Raw genomic sequence first — 17,108 nt, forward strand, 5'->3', positions numbered from 1 at the left:
TTATACTTTTAAATCAACGCCCATGGCCAAAAGTGCCAGCAGCACCACGCCCAGCGCAATTCGGTAATAGCCAAACAGCTTAAAGCCATACTTTGTGAGGAAACTGATGAAGAAGCTGATAGCCGCCATGGCCACGAAAAAGGCCACTACATTGCCTATAAGCAGCAACTGCAGGTCATCAGGGTGAATTACCTCGAAGCTGTTCTGAATTTTTACGAGATCAAACCTGATAAGGTCTGACAGCTCCAGCTGCAGCAGGTCTGTGATAAGCTTGTAGGAAGCGGCGGCCAGCATGGTAGGTACTGCCAGGAAGAAGGAGAACTCGGCAGCAGTTTTGCGGCTAACCCCCTGCGACATACCGCCAATAATGGAGGCAGCAGAGCGCGACACACCCGGAATCATGGCGATACACTGGAAAAAGCCGATCACCAGCGCATTCTTATAGTTTACTTCCTCCTTATCCGCATGGCGGAACCAGTTGTCTACGTACAGCAGTACCACACCGCCAACTACCAGCATAATGGCCGTGATGAACACGCTCTCCAGCATGGCATCTATGATATCGTTCAGGGCAAAACCTATAACGGCAGCGGGTAAAAAGGCCAGGATGAGCTTTTTATAAAAGTCGAAGCTCTGCAAGAAGCGGCGCCAGTATAGCACCACCACCGATAGGATAGCTCCAAATTGTATGTTTACCTCAAAAATTTTAGTGATCGGGAGTTCGTTTATGCCCATCAGGCTAGAGGCGATGATCATGTGCCCGGTAGAGGAAACAGGCAAGAACTCGGTTAATCCTTCAACAATGGCTAAAATAATAGCCTGCCAAATACTCATTTATTTTTGTGTTTTATCCTTTGCCATGATGGCGAAAAATTCTATTGCGAAGCCAGCCAGCACCACCAGCGGGCCTAGCGTTATGCCCAGAAACCCGAGGCCGTAAGGTTCTGTGTCCAGCGTCATGATAAAGAAGCCAAGCGCCAGTACCGCAATTCCGGCGAGCATCAGCACGTAATTCTTTTTGCCAAAGGCAAGGTTGTCTTTTTTTTCCTCCATGGTGTTAGTATAGTTCGTCTAGAGACATGCTCAGGTATTTGCGCACGGCGCGGTAAGAGCTCATAAAACCGATTATAAGCCCAAGCACCACCAAAGCGCCCATTAATATGTAGGTCTGCTCGTCGTTGCGCAGCAGCTGCAGCTCCGAAATCTCGTTATAGGCATACTGCATCAGGCCGAAGAGCAGGGCAGAGGCCAACACACCACTCGCAATACCCTGCCAGGCGGCTCGGTTCAGGAACGGGCGCTGTATAAAGAATGACGTGGCGCCTACCAGTTGCATGCTCCTGATCAGGAAGCGCTGTGAGTAAAGTGCCAGTTTAATCGTATTGTTTATCAGGATGATCACAACCAGTACAAGTATGGCGGCAAAGCCAATAAGTATGATACTAATCTTCTGAATATTCTGGTTGATAGATTCGATAAGGTTAGCCACATACTGTACCTCATACACGCCGTCTGTGTCCTCCAGGTCTACTTTTATACTTTTCAGCATGGCTGCACTGGAGTTGTCGGCATCGATTCGCAGTACATAGGCATCGCGCAAGGGGTTGTCCCCCAGAAACGCCATGAAATCCTCCCCCGTTTCATCCAAGAAAGCCTTGGCGCCTTCCTCTTTAGAAACAAATCGTACCTGGGCAGTGTCATTCTGGTAAGCGATGTATTCTTTTGCGGCAAAGGTTTTCTGCAGTCGCACGAGCTGTACCTCGGTCAGGTTTCGGTCCAGGTAAACCTGCATTTCTATACTTTCCTTTACCTTGTCCGAGAGCTTTTCGGCGTGGATAAGCAGCAGCCCGAATACTCCGATAACGAACAGCGCCAGCGTGATGCTGAACACCACCATCAGGTGCGGGTAATTGCCTAGTTTTTTCTTCTTAATGTGTTTTACTTTCGTTGCCATAGCTGTTGCCTTCCTCACAAAATTAGAAATATATTTCACAAAAGCGCAGGCGCCACACCCAAAGCAGTTAAAAAAGGCCTGTCTATACTTTATAACTCCAGTCGGGGGTCAGAGTCAAGTATAATGCGATCTCGCTCCATCTCCAGGCGCTGCTGGCGGCGGGCGCGTTTCTCGCTGCTGAAAAGCTCCCGCAGGTTATCAAAACGCTTGGTGTGCAGCAAACTTATACTTTGGCTCTGGGTAATGCGGCGTGTGTATATGTTTGGGATGGAGTTATACTCGAGTCGCGCGCGCAACTCCCCCGTTTGCGAGATATAGTAGTCCAGCAGCCAGTTGCCCACGTAGCCATCTGTGCCCACATCATCACGAGTGCCGCCAAATCCCGTCTCGCTGGTTACGCGCAGGCGGCCCTGGAAGAAAGTGTAACTCAGGCGAACCTGCAGCGCGGATAGTGCATCCTGACCAATGTTACCCAAGCCGATGTCTACCTCTAGGTTGCTGTCTATGCTGTTGAAGAAGTTGTTGAGTTGGCTGGAGAGCAAACTGCCCAAACTGCCGCCCACCGCACTGGCCCCTATGCCGCTGTCGAAGGCCAGCGTGCCCTGCGGCGAGAGGCGCTGCAGCACCAGAAGGCTGAACACCTGGCGGTTCAACTCGCTTTCATCGCTCTTAATGGAGTTGATGACGGAGTAGAAGCGTGTCTGCACCTCCTGCGGCAGTTGATCAAAGTTTAATCCGAGCTGTATTTGAGGAGTAAGGAGTGGTCCATTTAGTTCGATAACCGCTACAACGGGGTATCGCCCTCCAATATCATCGCCTGGTGCAAGGTCATTGAAAGAAGCCATCTGGGTATAGTTGGCGGTAATGTTCATTACGCCGGCAGTAGGGTCTCCGTTCCAGGTGATGGTGCCGCCGGGCACAACCTTAAACTCACGGGTTACGAGGCCTTCCAGCAGGTTCAGGTTATAGGCGCCCTCTAAAATCTCGAAGGTGCCATACATTTTAAAGTCGCCGCGCGTATCAATTGTCATCTGGATATCACCGTTACCGGAGCCCCGGATCACGTCGCCGGTGGTGCGGTCGATGATGATCTCGAAGTAGGCATCATCTGTTACATCCAGGTTAAAGTCCAGGTTAATGCCGGATAGGTCAACACTGCGGCTCTCAGCCTCTACCTCTATACCTGTGGCTACCTCTGGGTTGTTATTCACAAACCGGATAAAGTCTTTGCGCGATACCTCCGTTTGGTAATCGAGCGGCAATACGATGCGTGTATTTTCTTCGCTGCGGGCATCCACTTTTACCTGTAGGTTCTCGGTTGGGCCCAGTACACTGGCGGTTCCGGTGGCGAATGCCGTTCCATAGAAGAGCTCGTTTTGCGCCTCCGTAGTGTTTAGTACCATGAAATTCCGGTAACGCGCCTCCATATCGATGACCATGTTCTGGAAACCATCGTGGGCGATACCACCCGATACCGTGGCTCTGTTACCGAACAAGTCCTGCAACTGCGCGTTTCGGAAATTGATACTGTTCGGGCCGAAGTAGATACGGTCCGAGAAGCGGTAGGTGGTGTTCAGGTAATCGAAGGTGAACTGGCCACCGGTTACCATCACGGAGCCTTTCAGAACGGGATAATCAAGGTTGCCCAGTACGCGTATGCGGCCCTCCATGTCGCCTTCCAGGTTAGAGAAGAGGCCACGAAGCACGGGCTCCACCAGTTTCATATTAGCCTGATCCAACACGGCCAGCAAATCCAGTTGGTCTTCCTCTGCCATCGGGTTATAGAAGCCGGTGAGCGCAAGAACCTTCTTCTCGTTCCTTTGGATGCCAAGGTCCACCGTGGCCCGTTGGTTTGCCTTGGTCCAGTCGGTGCTGCCCACCACGTTTCCGATAAAAACATCATCCAGGTAAAAAGAGTCTACCTGCATGGCCGCGTTTATCTTCGCCTGATCGTAGAGGTCTTGTGCCGTTAGTTCTGCGGTTACCTCGCCAGCAATTTTCATTGACAGGAGCGGGTTCAGGTTGTTTAGCTTGAAGTTCTCCACGTTCAGCACCAGGCGGCTGTCCGGGTCTCCCGATACGGTGCCTTCGGCTCGAATCACCTGGTTTTGGTTCGTCAGGGCAAAGTTTTCGAACACCAGGCGCTTGCCAGCCTCGCTAATATAGAGCGTATTTCCCGGTACAAAGGCCCAGACGTTCTGTTGCAGCGTTATGTCAGACTCGTCGAAGACGATTTGAATCTGATTCTGCAGGAAGTTAAGATCACCCGTAATAAGGGCGCGGTTATTTTGCTGCGGTTGCTTGAGGCTGGTGGCAAACTGTATGGTACGCTCGCTCCAAATGCCTTCCAGAAAGAAATCCTGAGTTAGGCCGGCACCGGGCAATACCTGCTCACGGGAGGTGAACAGGGCTGCTGCCAACACGTCCGGGTTGTTGAGCATTTTCGACGTGTTCAGCTCTATATTGTTACCATACAAAGTATACCCATCATATAATATAGTGTCAATGGTGGCATATAGCTCCAATATAGCGGTGGCATCGTGGCGGAATGAGCCTTCTACTTGGGAACTGTCGGAAATGACGAGCTCTGGCACGAACAGTTCCAGGATAGGGTTAGGCTGCTTCAGGTTAAGGTTGTAGTTGACGGCATACTCATTGGCCAAACCTTTAGGCTTTCGGTTATAATATGCCGCTGTGGCCACCGGGTTGCTTTCAAAGTTAAGTTTATACTCCTGCACCAGCGCCTTCAGGTCAGCAATCAGGGTAGTATAATTAAAGTTGCCCTCCACGTGCAGGTCCAGCAGGCTTGAGAGCAGGTCCAGGGTGCGTTGCCCGGCAGCAATTTCGGAGGATACCAACACTGAATCGAGAGATAGGCTATTGCCCCGATAGCTCACGAAAGCACTGTCGAAGCGGGCCGTTCCTTCAAAATCATCCAGGCGCAGGCCTTTAAAGTTAAGGTTGGCATTTGCGCTCAGTAGCAGGGGCTCCTTCGTCAGGTTCAGCGCCTGGAAGTCGATGCGCTGCAGGTCGGCCACCATGTTAAAGGCTTTTCGCTGCTCGGCCAGGTTTACCTCCCCGCTGGCCGTAAAGATCAAATTAGGGTCATTAATGGAAACGTCACCGGTGAATACCTGCTTCCGTAGAACACCATCCGCCTTTATATTCTGATAGTTATAGCCAAGTAGCTGCACCTGCCTAATATCCACGTTCGCTTTAACATTAGCGGTTGGCAGCGTAAATCCAGAGCCTTGCAGGCGGCCGCTCAGCGATATGGTGCGAATCTGCTCCTCCGCATCGAGCAGGCGACCAAGATTAAAGCCATTGGTGGTTACAAAGCCGCTGTAGGAGGAGGTGCGGGTGTCATCGTCTATCTTCAGGTTAATATCGGAGCGCAGGTTGCCCAAAGCCGTGCCGAATTCCCCGTTGGCCACAAAGTCGTTGTAGAATCCCAGGAATCGCCCCTCCAGCCGTACCGTTCCCAGCCGGACGGCCATCTGGTAAGCCTCCTGCGGCAGAAACTGCTTCAGATCGTTGGCATTGATCGTGGAGGGCTTCAGGCGCAGGTTAGCAAAGGTTTCTTTAAAGTTTGGCAGGCCGTCGGCATTTATACTTCCTACAATGTGCGTGTTACGGCCATACTCCAGGTCTACCTCCGTAGCGGAGAAATTTTTCACCAGCCCCTTCAGGTTCAGTGAGTTTACCTGCAGGTTCTCGTAATAGTCCCGTAGCTGTGGGGCAAATACGGCAATGTCCTGAGAGTATACTTTGCTGTCCTGCAGGCTGGCCGTCATGGTAACACTATCCATGAACTCTGCAAAGTTGCCAAAGGTACTGTAGTCGAAGCGAACGTGGTTCTGCAGGTTGCTTTTGTTTAGCTGCAGGTCCAGTTCCTCCCAGTCCCAGAAGGTGGCGGCATAGGTCATGCGCGTGTCCAGGTTGTGGAGGCGGGTATCGGAGTTTGTCTCAATCGCCTGCAGGTCGGTCACGGTTACTTTCAGGGTATCTTCCAGCTGCAGCTCATCAAATTTTCCGCTAAGGTTGCTGATGGCCAGGTGGCGGTAGTCCATGCCGTACTCGGTGCGCGGGTAGTTAAAATCGTCGTAGGTGAATTTACCATTCTCGATAATGAGCTCGCCCAACTCAAAATTGAAGGGTTTGGATACTTTCGTGGTGTCTTTCACGAATAGCTCCTGCATGGCGCTGATGAAGGAAGTCAGGTTCAGGCTGTCGCTGCCCTCATACTTGACGAGGTTTGCCCGCGGCTCCTGCAGCTCGAGGGTGCTAATACTTAGGTTGTTCGGGGAAAAGATGGAGAAAGCGTCAATGCCAGCCTTGGCACGGCCCACGTAGAAGAGCTCCTGCTGGCGGTTATCCTTTACCTGCAGCTGCTCCAGAACCACCCCAGTGAAAAACTCAATGTCCACCTGGCCCACGCTTACTTCGTGTTTGGTGGCATCAGAAAGGTACGCAGCCACTTCCTGTGCCACTCTTGTTTGCACCCCCGGAAACCGAATGGCGACAAAAACAGCCGCAAAAAGCAGTAAAAGGAACAGGAACAGCCCCAAAACTATTTTTAGAATAGCTTTTCCTATAACTTTGAAGTAATTTGTTGACTGTTCTTTTTCCAAAGATGACCGAACCTACAATCTTAGCGATAGAATCTTCTTGCGACGAGACCTCCGCCGCGGTAATCCGTGGGGGCAAGGTATTGTCTAACATCGTAAACACACAAGCCGTGCACGAGCAGTATGGCGGTGTGGTACCTGAGCTGGCTTCCAGAGCCCATCAGCAGAATATAATACCGGTGGTAGCTCAGGCCTTGCTTACGGCAAATGTAGCAAAAAGTGAGTTAAATGCAGTTGCCTTCACACGCGGCCCCGGTCTTTTAGGGGCACTGCTTGTGGGCTGCTCTTTTGCCAAGTCTTTTGCGCTTGGTCTAGGTATACCTTTAATTGAGGTAAACCATATGCAGGCGCACATTCTGGCCCACTTTATTGAGGATCCCAAACCGAAATTCCCGTTCCTCTGTTTAACCGTGAGCGGTGGCCATACCCAGATCGTACTCGTAAAAGATTACCTGGATATGGAGATCATCGGGCAAACGACCGACGATGCCGTGGGCGAGGCCTTCGACAAGACAGCTAAAATGCTGGGCCTGCCATACCCGGGCGGACCGATGCTGGACAAGATGGCCGCGCAGGGCAACCCCGATGCGTTTGAGTTTCCGGTGGGCAATATGCCGGAGTACAACTACTCGTTCAGCGGAATCAAAACCTCGGTTTTATACTTCCTCAGAGATAAAACGAAAGAGAACCCTGATTTTGTGCAGGAGAACCTGGCAGATATTTCGGCCAGCGTGCAGAAAACTCTGATCAAGACCTTGCTGAAGAAGCTGAAACAGGCCTCCAAAGATCTGGGTATTTCTGAAATTGCCATAGCGGGCGGAGTGTCGGCAAACTCCGGGCTGCGTAAAACACTGCAGGAGTACGCGCAGAAGCATAACTGGAATGTGTATATCCCTGCCTTTCAGTATTGCACCGATAATGCAGCCATGATTGCCTCTGCGGCTCATTACCAATACCTTAAAGGGGATTTTACCACGCAGTACGTAAGCCCGGAGCCAAGGCTGAAGTTTTAGTTCTTCGTTATTTGATGAACGGCTAAAACGAAAGTAAGTGATGTGAGATGTAGTGGCATTGAAAATGACCATCCTGCTAATCCTTTAATCCTGATTTTAGCTACGAATAAGCAGTAACGAATAAGATGATAAAACCCGGCGACACCCGTACCTATGTAAAGCACGTAACGGCAGCAGACTTTGCCCGTTTCGATGATGGCCTGGTGCATGCCGTGTGCTCTACCTTTTCGCTGGCGCAGGCGGCGGAGTGGGCTGGGCGTTTGTTTGTGCTGGAACTCAAAGCAGAAGATGAGGAGGGGATAGGTACCTTTTTAACAATCAATCATAAATCACCTGTTTTTGAGGGGGAAGATGTTACGATTGAAGCCACACTCAAAAAGTATGAAGGTAATGAGGTAATTTGCAGCTATACGGCAAAGGTGGGCGACAGATTGGTGGCAGATGGAGAAACCGGGCAGAAAATTTTGAAAAAAGAAAAACTGGCGAAAATTTTGGCGCCGAAGAAAGTATAAATGGCGAAAGATAAAGATAGAATTAAGAAGCACGTTAACATCGTTAACCGCAAAGCATCCTTCGAGTACCAGTTTCTGGATAAATATACCTCCGGCGTAATGCTGATGGGTACAGAGATTAAGTCGATACGGGAGGGCAAGGTGAATATGCAGGATGGTTACTGCGTGTTTACTCGCGGCGAACTGTGGCTGCATAACGTGCACATCTCTACCTACACCGAGGGTACCCACTATAACCACGAGCCCATGCGCGCCCGCAAGTTGCTGCTGAACAAGAGCGAACTGCGCAAACTGGAAAAAGGAGCGGAGGAGCAGGGAGTTACCATTATCCCGACACGCATTTTCGTGAATGACCGTGGCTTTGCTAAAGTAGAGATTGCGCTGGCAAGAGGTAAGAAGCTGTACGACAAGCGCCAAGACATAAAAGAAAAAGACGTGAAGCGTGAAATGCAGCGTAGCGGATATTAGTAGATTGAATAATTAGTAATGATGAATGATTAGCAGCTTTTAAATACATCTATCCTTAATTATTCATTACTCTTTAAGCTTTAATAATTAAAAAAATTGGAATACGGAATAGGTATGCTGAGTGTGGTGCCGATGCGCGCCGATACTTCTGACAAGGCTGAAATTGTGACGCAGCTGCTTTTTGGCGAGTGCTACGAGGTGGTTGCGCAGGACGGTAACTGGCGACAGCTTCAGTTGGCGGCAGATGGCTACCGTGGCTGGATCGATTTTAAGCAACACACCCCCGTTTCTGCGGAGTACTACAAAGAATGGTGCAAAGCGCAGCACCCACGCGCCATGGACCTGGTGCAGGTGGTGTATAGTGCGGATGTTCGAATTCCCGTTGGCATTGGCTGCTACCTACCTTTTTTCGATGGCATGAGTATCCGGGTGAACGAGGAGCGCTACCAATACACGGGACGGGGTTCTAACCCTGCAGCTATAGCCACGCCTGTTCAGTTGCTAAAAGTGGCTAATAGCTTTATGAAGGCGCCTTACCTGTGGGGAGGCAAATCCATTTTCGGGATAGACTGCTCCGGTTTTACCCAGCTTGTTTTTGGCATCTGCGGCTACCAGTTGCCACGTGATGCCTACCAGCAGGTGGACCACGGCGAGGAAGTGCATTTTGTAACACAGGCCCAGCCCGGCGATCTTGCATACTTTTCTAACCCGGAGGGCCGGATAACGCATGTGGGGCTTGTGCTGGAAGGGCAGCAGATCATGCACGCTCATGGCGAGGTGCGGATCGATACCTTAGACCATAACGGAATCTACAATACAGAGCGCAAGCGGTATTCCCATAACCTGCGTATTATCAAGCGTATCCATTTCTAAAAGCTGCTGATTTCTGTTGTTTGGCGCTACAGCTTTTCGGTGAATTCCGTAAAAGAGTAGGCGAAAGACCTGAAATTGGCCATGAAAGATAAAGTACTCATCCTAAACCAAGACTTCAGCGCCATTGCCGTCTGCTCCATTCAACGGGCTTTCCGGCTAGTATACCTTGCTAAGGCAGAAATGGTCACTAAGTCTGATGATGCGGTGCTGCACACCGTCAGCACCGCATATCCCGTGCCCTCCATCATACGTTTGCAGCGCTACGTGCGGGTGCCATACTATGGAATTGCCCTGAGCCGCCACAATGTAATGCGCCGCGATAACTATAGCTGCCAGTACTGCGGCTCCGTAAAACACCTCACCCTGGATCACCTCTTGCCCCGCTGCCGAGGAGGGGAGACTAAGTGGCAAAACCTTGTTACCGCTTGCTCCCGCTGCAACTCCCGCAAAGGAGACCGCACACCCGAGGAGGCCGGCCTGAAGCTGCTCAGGAAGCCCACGCGCCCATCGCTTCAGACCTTCCTGCAACTACACTTGAATACCCGTAACAACGACTGGAAAATATACCTGGGAGTAGAGAATTAACTGGACTATATAGGTGCTAATATATTTAGCTTTGGTAATGTATCTGGTTGGTGATCAGTATTTTTAAGTGCGAAAGGTGTATTGTTTGTTTAAAGTGTGAAATTGAAAAGTATACTTTCCAAGTGTTTTACGATTCATTCCCAGAAGTATCGACCGGTTATACTTTGCAGGGGCAGACCCTGATGTAAAGTTTGACTTGTAGCCTGATTGAGCAAGGGAAGAATATTGCGGCCAACTGATTGCCAATTAATATAAACCTGTCTCCTGAAGTATAAACGAAGCCATTCTGCAAGCTCACTAACTTCCTATCTGGCTAAACTCATAATCCTAATACCCTCACCAAAAGCTGTTTATAATATCTGTCCAAAGTAGTATTTGATGAATTATTTCCTTACTTTTGCGGTTCATTCGATTGAGTGAGCCCGGGCGTAAGAGCCGGGGTATGTATAACTAAACCAAACCGGCTACATTGCTCTAAGCCGGTGGCTACTCAAGAGCAGGAAAAACAATATGAGTAATTCTCCAGAAAATTTCGACTGGGACAAGTTTGAGTCTCAGGGTTTCGGTGCTGGCTACAGCAAAGCTGAGAAAGCCGAAATGGAAAAAATGTATGACGACACCCTGACTACCGTACAGGAGCAGGAGGTTGTTACCGGAACTGTTGTAGGTGTTACTGATCGTGACGTAATCCTGAACATCGGTTTCAAATCTGATGGCCTTGTGTCTATCTCTGAATTCAGAGATATGCCCGACCTTAAGCCAGGCGATCAGGTAGAAGTATTTATTGAAGACCAGGAAGACCCGAACGGTCAGCTTATCTTGTCCCGCAAGAAGGCGAAAATCGTTAGTGCCTGGGCTAAGATTTACGACGCACTTGAGAACGACAACGTTCTGGAGGGTGTTGTTAAGAGAAGAACCAAGGGTGGTCTTATCATGGATATCCATGGTGTGGAGGCCTTCTTGCCAGGATCTCAGATCGACGTGAAGCCGATCCGCGACTTCGACGTGTTCGTAGGCAAGAAAATGGAAGTGAAAGTTGTGAAAATCAACGCCGCTTTCGACAACGTGGTTGTATCTCACAAAGTACTTATCGAGAAAGACCTGGAGCAGCAGCGTGCCGCTATCCTGAACAACTTGGAAAAAGGTCAGGTTCTGGAAGGCGTTATCAAGAACATGACAAACTTCGGTGTGTTCATCGACCTTGGTGGCGTAGACGGTCTGCTTCACATCACAGATATTTCTTGGGGCCGCATCAACCACCCAGAGGAAGTATTGCAGCTTGACCAGAAGGTGAACGTGGTAGTTCTTGACTTTGATGAAGACAAGAAGCGTATCTCCTTGGGCATGAAGCAGCTTACACCGCACCCTTGGGATGCGCTTCCTGCTGAGATCGAGGTTGGCTCTAAAGTTAAAGGCAAAATCGTTAACGTGGCTGACTACGGTGCATTCCTGGAACTGATGCCAGGCGTAGAAGGTCTGATCCACGTTTCTGAAATGTCTTGGTCACAGCACCTGCGTAACCCACAGGACTTCATCAAGCAAGGCGACGAGGTAGAGGCAGTAGTGCTGACACTGGACCGCGAAGAGCGTAAAATGTCTTTGGGCATTAAGCAGCTTACTGAAGATCCATGGACGAAGGAGGATGTGTTGACGAAGTACGCTATCGGCACGAAGCACACTGGTATCGTTCGTAACCTGACAAACTTCGGTCTGTTCCTGGAGCTGGAAGAAGGTGTTGACGGTCTGGTACACGTATCTGACCTGTCTTGGACTAAGAAGATCAAGCACCCATCTGAGTTCGTGAAAGTTGGCGAGAACCTGGACGTAGTTGTTCTGGAGCTGGACGTTCCTAACAGAAGACTGGCGCTTGGCCACAAGCAGCTGGAGGAGAACCCTTGGGATACGTTCGAGTCTGTGTTCAACATTGGTTCTGTGCACAAAGCTACAGTTCTTGAGAAATCAGACAGAGGCGCGACACTGGAGCTGCCTTACGGCATCGAAGGTTTCACTTTCCCTAAAGGTCTGGTGAAAGAAGACGGCTCTCAGGTTGAGGCAGGTGAGACACTTGACTTCAAAGTAACTGAGTTCTCTAAAGACGATCGTAAGATCATCCTTTCGCACACTGCTACTCACTCTGAAGTAGAGTCTTCTAGAGCTGCAAGAGCTACTAAGAAAGCTACTCCTGCTACAGGTGAGAAGAAAGAGAAAGCTCCTAAGGTTCAGAAAGAAGTAGAGAACAAGTCTACTCTTGGTGACCTGGATGCACTTTCTGCCCTGAAAGAGCAGATGCTGGAGAATGAGAAAGAGGCTGGTGTTAAGAAGTTAGAGGCTGCTGCCGCAAAAAAGGCAAAAGACACTAACGAAGACGAAGCTTCTGAAGAAGAGAACAACGCTTAATTAATCTTTAAGCTTGTTATACAACAGAAAGCCCCGGAGCAATCCGGGGCTTTTTTGTTTTTATACTTTTGGTTGTTAAATTATGATAGAATAGCCTAAATAAAAGGTCGAAGGAATGTTGGTTTCCTTCGCCATAATGCAGATAAACGTCATAGTGACTTTTACACAGTAGTTGGCAGTAACCAGAAAGTATAAAATGGAAAAGAACAGCAAAAATATTGGTGGAGGCTCTGCTATTTTAGGGCAAGCTATGCTGCTACTTTTCTTTGTTCCTTTTTGCCTGTTCCTGCTTTACATTATCACCAGAAACTTCTCTATCGAAGGTGTAGCATTTGTATCGGTTATTCTTGTTCTTAGTATACTCGTTGTCGTTCACGCTTATACCTACGCAGACATTTACTTAGAAGGAGACAACATCATAGTCAAGAAGTTGTTCTATGTAAAATCTAAACCGATAGCAGCATATAGAACGGTAGAGCAGGCAATTATGCCATTGAAATACTGTATCATATTTCAAGATGGAAGTAAAGCATGTTTTGTACTTTCAATCTCAAGCATATTTCGGCATGTGATAAGTTCAGACCCTAATAGGGTACTAAAAGAACTAAGGTTTGAGTTTCAAAGGCTAAAGCAGGAACGCTCTATCATAGAACAAAAGAATGGCAGCTGCCAACAAGGCATATAAGCCACACTTCGGCTTTGCCTCGTTCGCCTTTTATACAAGCCGTTGGAAATAATTCTAAAATATGAAAACAATAGGTTATTCAGTTGGAATTAAGGTATTTCTGATAGTAGCTCTTACAGCGGGGATATTACTCTCTTTTTGGGCTGGTTTGTACTATATAGAAGAAGGCGAGCTTTATCTACTAATAGCTGTAGTACTGCCCCTATTCCTATTTTGTACCATAGGTCTATGGTATACTTTTAAATTCAGACTACTTATAACAGAGGAGTTTATTGAGCAACAAGGGCTTCTTAATCCTACCAAGCTCTACTTTGAACAGGTTAGACATCTATACTTGTATGAAAATGAAATGATTCTAAAAGGCGGAGGTGCCAAGATTAGAATAACCTCCGATTTACAAAACCAAAGAGAGGTTATAAACCATTTGCTACAAGTTCTAAATGGCAATCCAAATATTGAATTGAATGGGGATAAAAAGGCTATCGAGGCTGCTAATGTTAAAAAGCAGATTTTATAGAATCATACTTGTAGAGCAGGAAAAGAAATGAATCACAATTGCCAACAACGTGTATACTCCATGCTTGGCTACGCCTTGCGCATCGTCTACACCATTACGCTACCTCAAAAACTCGAAACACCCTTTGCAGGCTGTTTGTAAACTTACTCCACCAACAATTTGAGCATCAAAGTAAAATAGGAGCGGCGCCGCTGCTTCGTAAAAAATAAGGCTTTAAAGTTTGACAAGTATACTTCTCTATGTATATTTGCACTCCCAATCACACGGTAACGTGGCCGAGTGGCTAGGCTCAGCTCTGCAAAAGCTGCTACAGCGGTTCGAATCCGCTCGTTACCTCTAAAGCCCGCTAAGTATACTTAGCGGGCTTTTTGTTTGTCCACTCTCTTCGTCCACTAGGGCGTAAGTATACCTCCATACCTTCACAACTTTCTTGCTGTAGTTTAATCTTTTGGCATCTAAATCCGTAATGTCGATAACCAAGTTGATTTATGGCAGCCACTGTGCACGCCTTATTAACGCTTTAAACCAAAACAAAATCGCACAAATTGTTCATGTTCTGATATTTATAAATTGTACTGTATAGCAGGAGTAGCATATCCTGCAGAAGTGGGCATAGGGCATGAAACACGAAGTATGAAAAGGGGCATAGCCCCGATTAGCGTAAACGCATAGCTTAGACAGCGATAAAAAGAATGAAAATTATAGATTTGCGCATCATGCGCGGGCCAAACTACTGGTCAGTTAAGCACCCTAAACTTATCGTTTTAAAACTGGCGCTTGATGAGCTTAGCCAGAAATCCACTAACGAGGTTCCCCATTTTTTGTCACGCTTAAAGAAAATGTTCCCGGGCATGATGCGCCACCGTGCGGGGGAGGGCGTAGAAGGCGGTTTTTTTAAAGTAGTGCAGGAAGGCACTACCTTCGGCCACGTAGTACAACATGTGGCGCTGGAGTTGCAAACCATGGCGGGTATGGAGAGCGGTTACGGCCGTTGCTACCCTGCCCCCGAAGAAGGCCACCAAACGGTAGTCTACTCATACCAGGAGGAAAGGGCCGGGGAGTATGCAGCCTATGCGGCCGTGCGTATTACAAAGGCTTTGGTAGCGGGCGAGAACTATAAAGTAAGTGAAGACATCACACGCCTACACGATATTAGGGAGGACGAGTACTTTGGGCCTAGCACCTATTCTATTGTGTCGGAAGCGGTGAGCCGGGGTATACCTTACATCCGCCTTAATCGCCACTCGCTGATACAATTGGGCTACGGGGTGCACCAAAAGCGCATACAGGCTACCATGACATCAAGCACCGCTTGCTTTGCTGTAGAGATTGCAGGCGATAAGAAAGCCACCAAAGACATTTTAGCAGAAGCAGGTATTCCTGTGCCGAAAGGAAGAACAATCTATGAGCCGGAAGAGCTGAAGAAGGCTCTTAGCTGGTTAGGATTCCCGGTCGTGATAAAGCCGCTGGACGGCAACCACGGCAAAGGTGCTACAATCAACATTACTAATTTAAAGGATGCACAGAAGGGCTTTGCGGAGGCCAAGAAGTACTCACCCGGCGTAATGGTGGAGCAATATATCCAAGGCTATGATTTCAGGCTGCTGGTTATTAATGGCAAGTTTGTGGCCGCTGCCAAACGAACACCCGCTATGGTAACCGGCGATGGTATTTCTACCATTAAACAGCTCATCGATAAAGAGAACACTGACCCGAGAAGGGGCATTGGGCACGAGAAAGCGCTAACCAAGATAAAGCTGGACAAGCATACGGACAACATTCTCAAAAGCCTGAACCTGACCACTAAGTCGGTGCTGGCGGCAGGAGAGGTACTGTACCTTAAAAGTACAGCAAACATTAGCACCGGTGGTACGGCTACGGATGTAAGCGACCTGGTGGACCCTTATAACATTCTGATGGCAGAACGCATCGCCGGCCTGATCGGGTTAGATATCTGCGGCATAGATGTGATGACCACTGACATTGCCATACCTCTAGTTGAGTCGCGCGGTGCAGTGTTGGAAGTAAATGCAGCGCCAGGGTTCAGGATGCACATTTCGCCGACTTACGGTTTGCCTCGCAATGTAGCCGAGCCAGTAGTGGACATGCTTTTCCCGAGAAACAAACCTGCCCGCATCCCGATCATCGCGGTAACAGGTACAAATGGCAAAACCACCACCACCCGCCTCATCTCCCACATGGTGAAGCACAAAGGATATCAGGTTGGCTATACTACCACTGAAGGTATTTACATTCAGGATAAGCTACTGGAGAAAGGCGATACAACAGGCTCTTACAGCGCCCAGTTCGTGCTAAAAGACCCGACCGTTAATTTTGCCGTGCTGGAGTGTGCCAGGGGAGGGTTACTGCGCTCCGGCCTCGGTTTTGAGCAATGCGATATTGGCATTGTAACCAACGTGAGTTCTGACCACCTGGGGCTGGGAGACATTCATACGCTGGAAGAACTGGCGCGCCTTAAGGCTGTGGTTCCTAAGAGCGTGAGCAAAGATGGCTACGCTGTGCTTAATGCCGATGATGACCTGGTTTATGGTATGGCAGAAGGTCTTGACTGTAAAGTGGCGTTCTTTAGTATGGATGAAAATAACCCGCGCATACTAAAGCACATTGCCAAAGGCGGACTGGCTGCAGTATTTGAGAACGGCTACATCTCTATTTTCAAGAATAGCTATAAGATCAGGATAGACCGCGTGGCTGACGTGCCGCTGACGTTTGGTGGAAAGGCCAGGTTTAACATTGAGAACATACTTGCCGCTGCTTTGGCCGGATATATTTCGCATTTCGAGATCGAGGATATTAAGACTTCGCTTCGCACGTTCATACCTTCTCCGAGCAAAACTCCGGGCCGTATGAACCTGTTTAAGTTTCCTACGTTTGAGGTCTTGGTAGACTACGCGCACAATGTTGGCGGACTGAAAGCCATCGGTGATTACATGAGTGCGCTGGAGGTAAGTAAAAAGGTAGGCATTGTGGCGGCAGTGGGCGATCGGCGTCAAGAGGATTTCTATGAAATTGGCCGTGTGTCGGGGGAGATTTTTGATGAGATCATTGTGCGTCTGGATGCTGACCTGCGCGGCAAAACGGCAGAAGAGATTATGGGCCCGGTACTGAAGGGAATTGAGGATACCGCCCCGGAGAAGCAAGTGCACCAGATCCCACAGGAAATGCGCGCCATTGCCTTTGCGTTGGAAAATGCCGAGCCGGGATCCCTAGTTGCTATCTTTACCGAGGATGTGCACGAATCCGTGAAAATGGTAGAGAGTTTCAAGGTAATTCAGGATCGGAAGGTTTTTGTAGAATAAAGCCCCGAATGACCGCGTTAGACAATTAATAAAAGAAAGATATAAATGTGAACGATGGACTAAAGCCCTTGCCCTTAGGTTAGGGCTTTTTTTATGCCCGGAGATAAGCTGGTCAGAAATTCACGTTTATGCTTATGGTCCGTCAAGCGAAAAAAG

General features: G+C 48.8%; 13 protein-coding genes and 1 tRNA gene. 10 read left to right on the forward strand and 4 right to left on the reverse strand.

Annotation, left to right across the window (positions count from 1 at the left end):
* The 4 genes from OO017_RS16530 to OO017_RS16545 all read right to left on the reverse strand — a co-directional run bounded on the left by OO017_RS16530 (nucleotide 1) and on the right by OO017_RS16545 (nucleotide 6,585).
* Nucleotides 1-834 (reverse strand): undecaprenyl-diphosphate phosphatase, encoded by an 834-nt coding sequence (locus tag OO017_RS16530; protein WP_266053805.1) that lies wholly within the window; start codon nucleotides 832-834, stop codon nucleotides 1-3.
* Nucleotides 835-1,053 (reverse strand): DUF3098 domain-containing protein, encoded by a 219-nt coding sequence (locus OO017_RS16535; protein ID WP_266053806.1) that lies wholly within the window; start codon nucleotides 1,051-1,053, stop codon nucleotides 835-837.
* A gap of 4 nt (nucleotides 1,054-1,057) precedes the next feature.
* Nucleotides 1,058-1,954: a cell division protein FtsX gene (locus tag OO017_RS16540; RefSeq protein ID WP_266053807.1), complete on the reverse strand. Its 897-nt coding sequence runs from the start codon at nucleotides 1,952-1,954 to the stop codon at nucleotides 1,058-1,060.
* A gap of 89 nt (nucleotides 1,955-2,043) precedes the next feature.
* On the reverse strand, nucleotides 2,044-6,585 hold the full coding sequence (locus tag OO017_RS16545) for a translocation/assembly module TamB domain-containing protein (protein ID WP_439651320.1): 4,542 nt from the start codon (nucleotides 6,583-6,585) through the stop codon (nucleotides 2,044-2,046).
* A 2-nt stretch (nucleotides 6,586-6,587) separates the two neighbouring features.
* Here OO017_RS16545 and tsaD point away from each other — a divergent pair, with 2 nt between their 5' ends.
* The 10 genes from tsaD to cphA all read left to right on the forward strand — a co-directional run bounded on the left by tsaD (nucleotide 6,588) and on the right by cphA (nucleotide 16,952).
* The gene (gene tsaD / locus OO017_RS16550; protein ID WP_266053809.1) at nucleotides 6,588-7,595 is read left to right on the forward strand and encodes a tRNA (adenosine(37)-N6)-threonylcarbamoyltransferase complex transferase subunit TsaD; all 1,008 of its coding nucleotides are present in this window, start codon (nucleotides 6,588-6,590) and stop codon (nucleotides 7,593-7,595) included.
* A 125-nt stretch (nucleotides 7,596-7,720) separates the two neighbouring features.
* Nucleotides 7,721-8,107: a thioesterase family protein gene (locus OO017_RS16555; RefSeq protein ID WP_266053810.1), complete on the forward strand. Its 387-nt coding sequence runs from the start codon at nucleotides 7,721-7,723 to the stop codon at nucleotides 8,105-8,107.
* Nucleotides 8,108-8,575 carry an SsrA-binding protein SmpB gene (gene smpB, locus OO017_RS16560; protein ID WP_266053811.1) on the forward strand — a complete coding sequence of 156 codons (468 nt, stop codon included), beginning with the start codon at nucleotides 8,108-8,110 and terminating at the stop codon, nucleotides 8,573-8,575.
* Between the two features lie 96 nt (nucleotides 8,576-8,671).
* Nucleotides 8,672-9,448: a C40 family peptidase gene (locus OO017_RS16565; protein ID WP_266053812.1), complete on the forward strand. Its 777-nt coding sequence runs from the start codon at nucleotides 8,672-8,674 to the stop codon at nucleotides 9,446-9,448.
* An 81-nt stretch (nucleotides 9,449-9,529) separates the two neighbouring features.
* Nucleotides 9,530-10,033 (forward strand): HNH endonuclease, encoded by a 504-nt coding sequence (locus OO017_RS16570; protein WP_266053813.1) that lies wholly within the window; start codon nucleotides 9,530-9,532, stop codon nucleotides 10,031-10,033.
* A 510-nt stretch (nucleotides 10,034-10,543) separates the two neighbouring features.
* Nucleotides 10,544-12,430, forward strand: coding sequence for a 30S ribosomal protein S1 (rpsA, locus tag OO017_RS16575; RefSeq protein WP_266053814.1), 1,887 nt, complete (start codon nucleotides 10,544-10,546; stop codon nucleotides 12,428-12,430).
* A 196-nt stretch (nucleotides 12,431-12,626) separates the two neighbouring features.
* Nucleotides 12,627-13,115 carry a hypothetical protein gene (locus tag OO017_RS16580; RefSeq protein WP_266053815.1) on the forward strand — a complete coding sequence of 163 codons (489 nt, stop codon included), beginning with the start codon at nucleotides 12,627-12,629 and terminating at the stop codon, nucleotides 13,113-13,115.
* A gap of 61 nt (nucleotides 13,116-13,176) precedes the next feature.
* Nucleotides 13,177-13,632 carry a hypothetical protein gene (locus OO017_RS16585; protein ID WP_266053816.1) on the forward strand — a complete coding sequence of 152 codons (456 nt, stop codon included), beginning with the start codon at nucleotides 13,177-13,179 and terminating at the stop codon, nucleotides 13,630-13,632.
* A gap of 265 nt (nucleotides 13,633-13,897) precedes the next feature.
* Nucleotides 13,898-13,968, forward strand: a tRNA-Cys gene (locus OO017_RS16590).
* Between the two features lie 356 nt (nucleotides 13,969-14,324).
* Nucleotides 14,325-16,952, forward strand: coding sequence for a cyanophycin synthetase (gene cphA / locus OO017_RS16595; protein WP_266053817.1), 2,628 nt, complete (start codon nucleotides 14,325-14,327; stop codon nucleotides 16,950-16,952).
* Nucleotides 16,953-17,108 lie beyond the last annotated feature (156 nt).

This window comes from Pontibacter anaerobius, assembly GCF_026241195.1.
Classification (GTDB): Bacteria; Bacteroidota; Bacteroidia; order Cytophagales; family Hymenobacteraceae; genus Pontibacter; species Pontibacter anaerobius.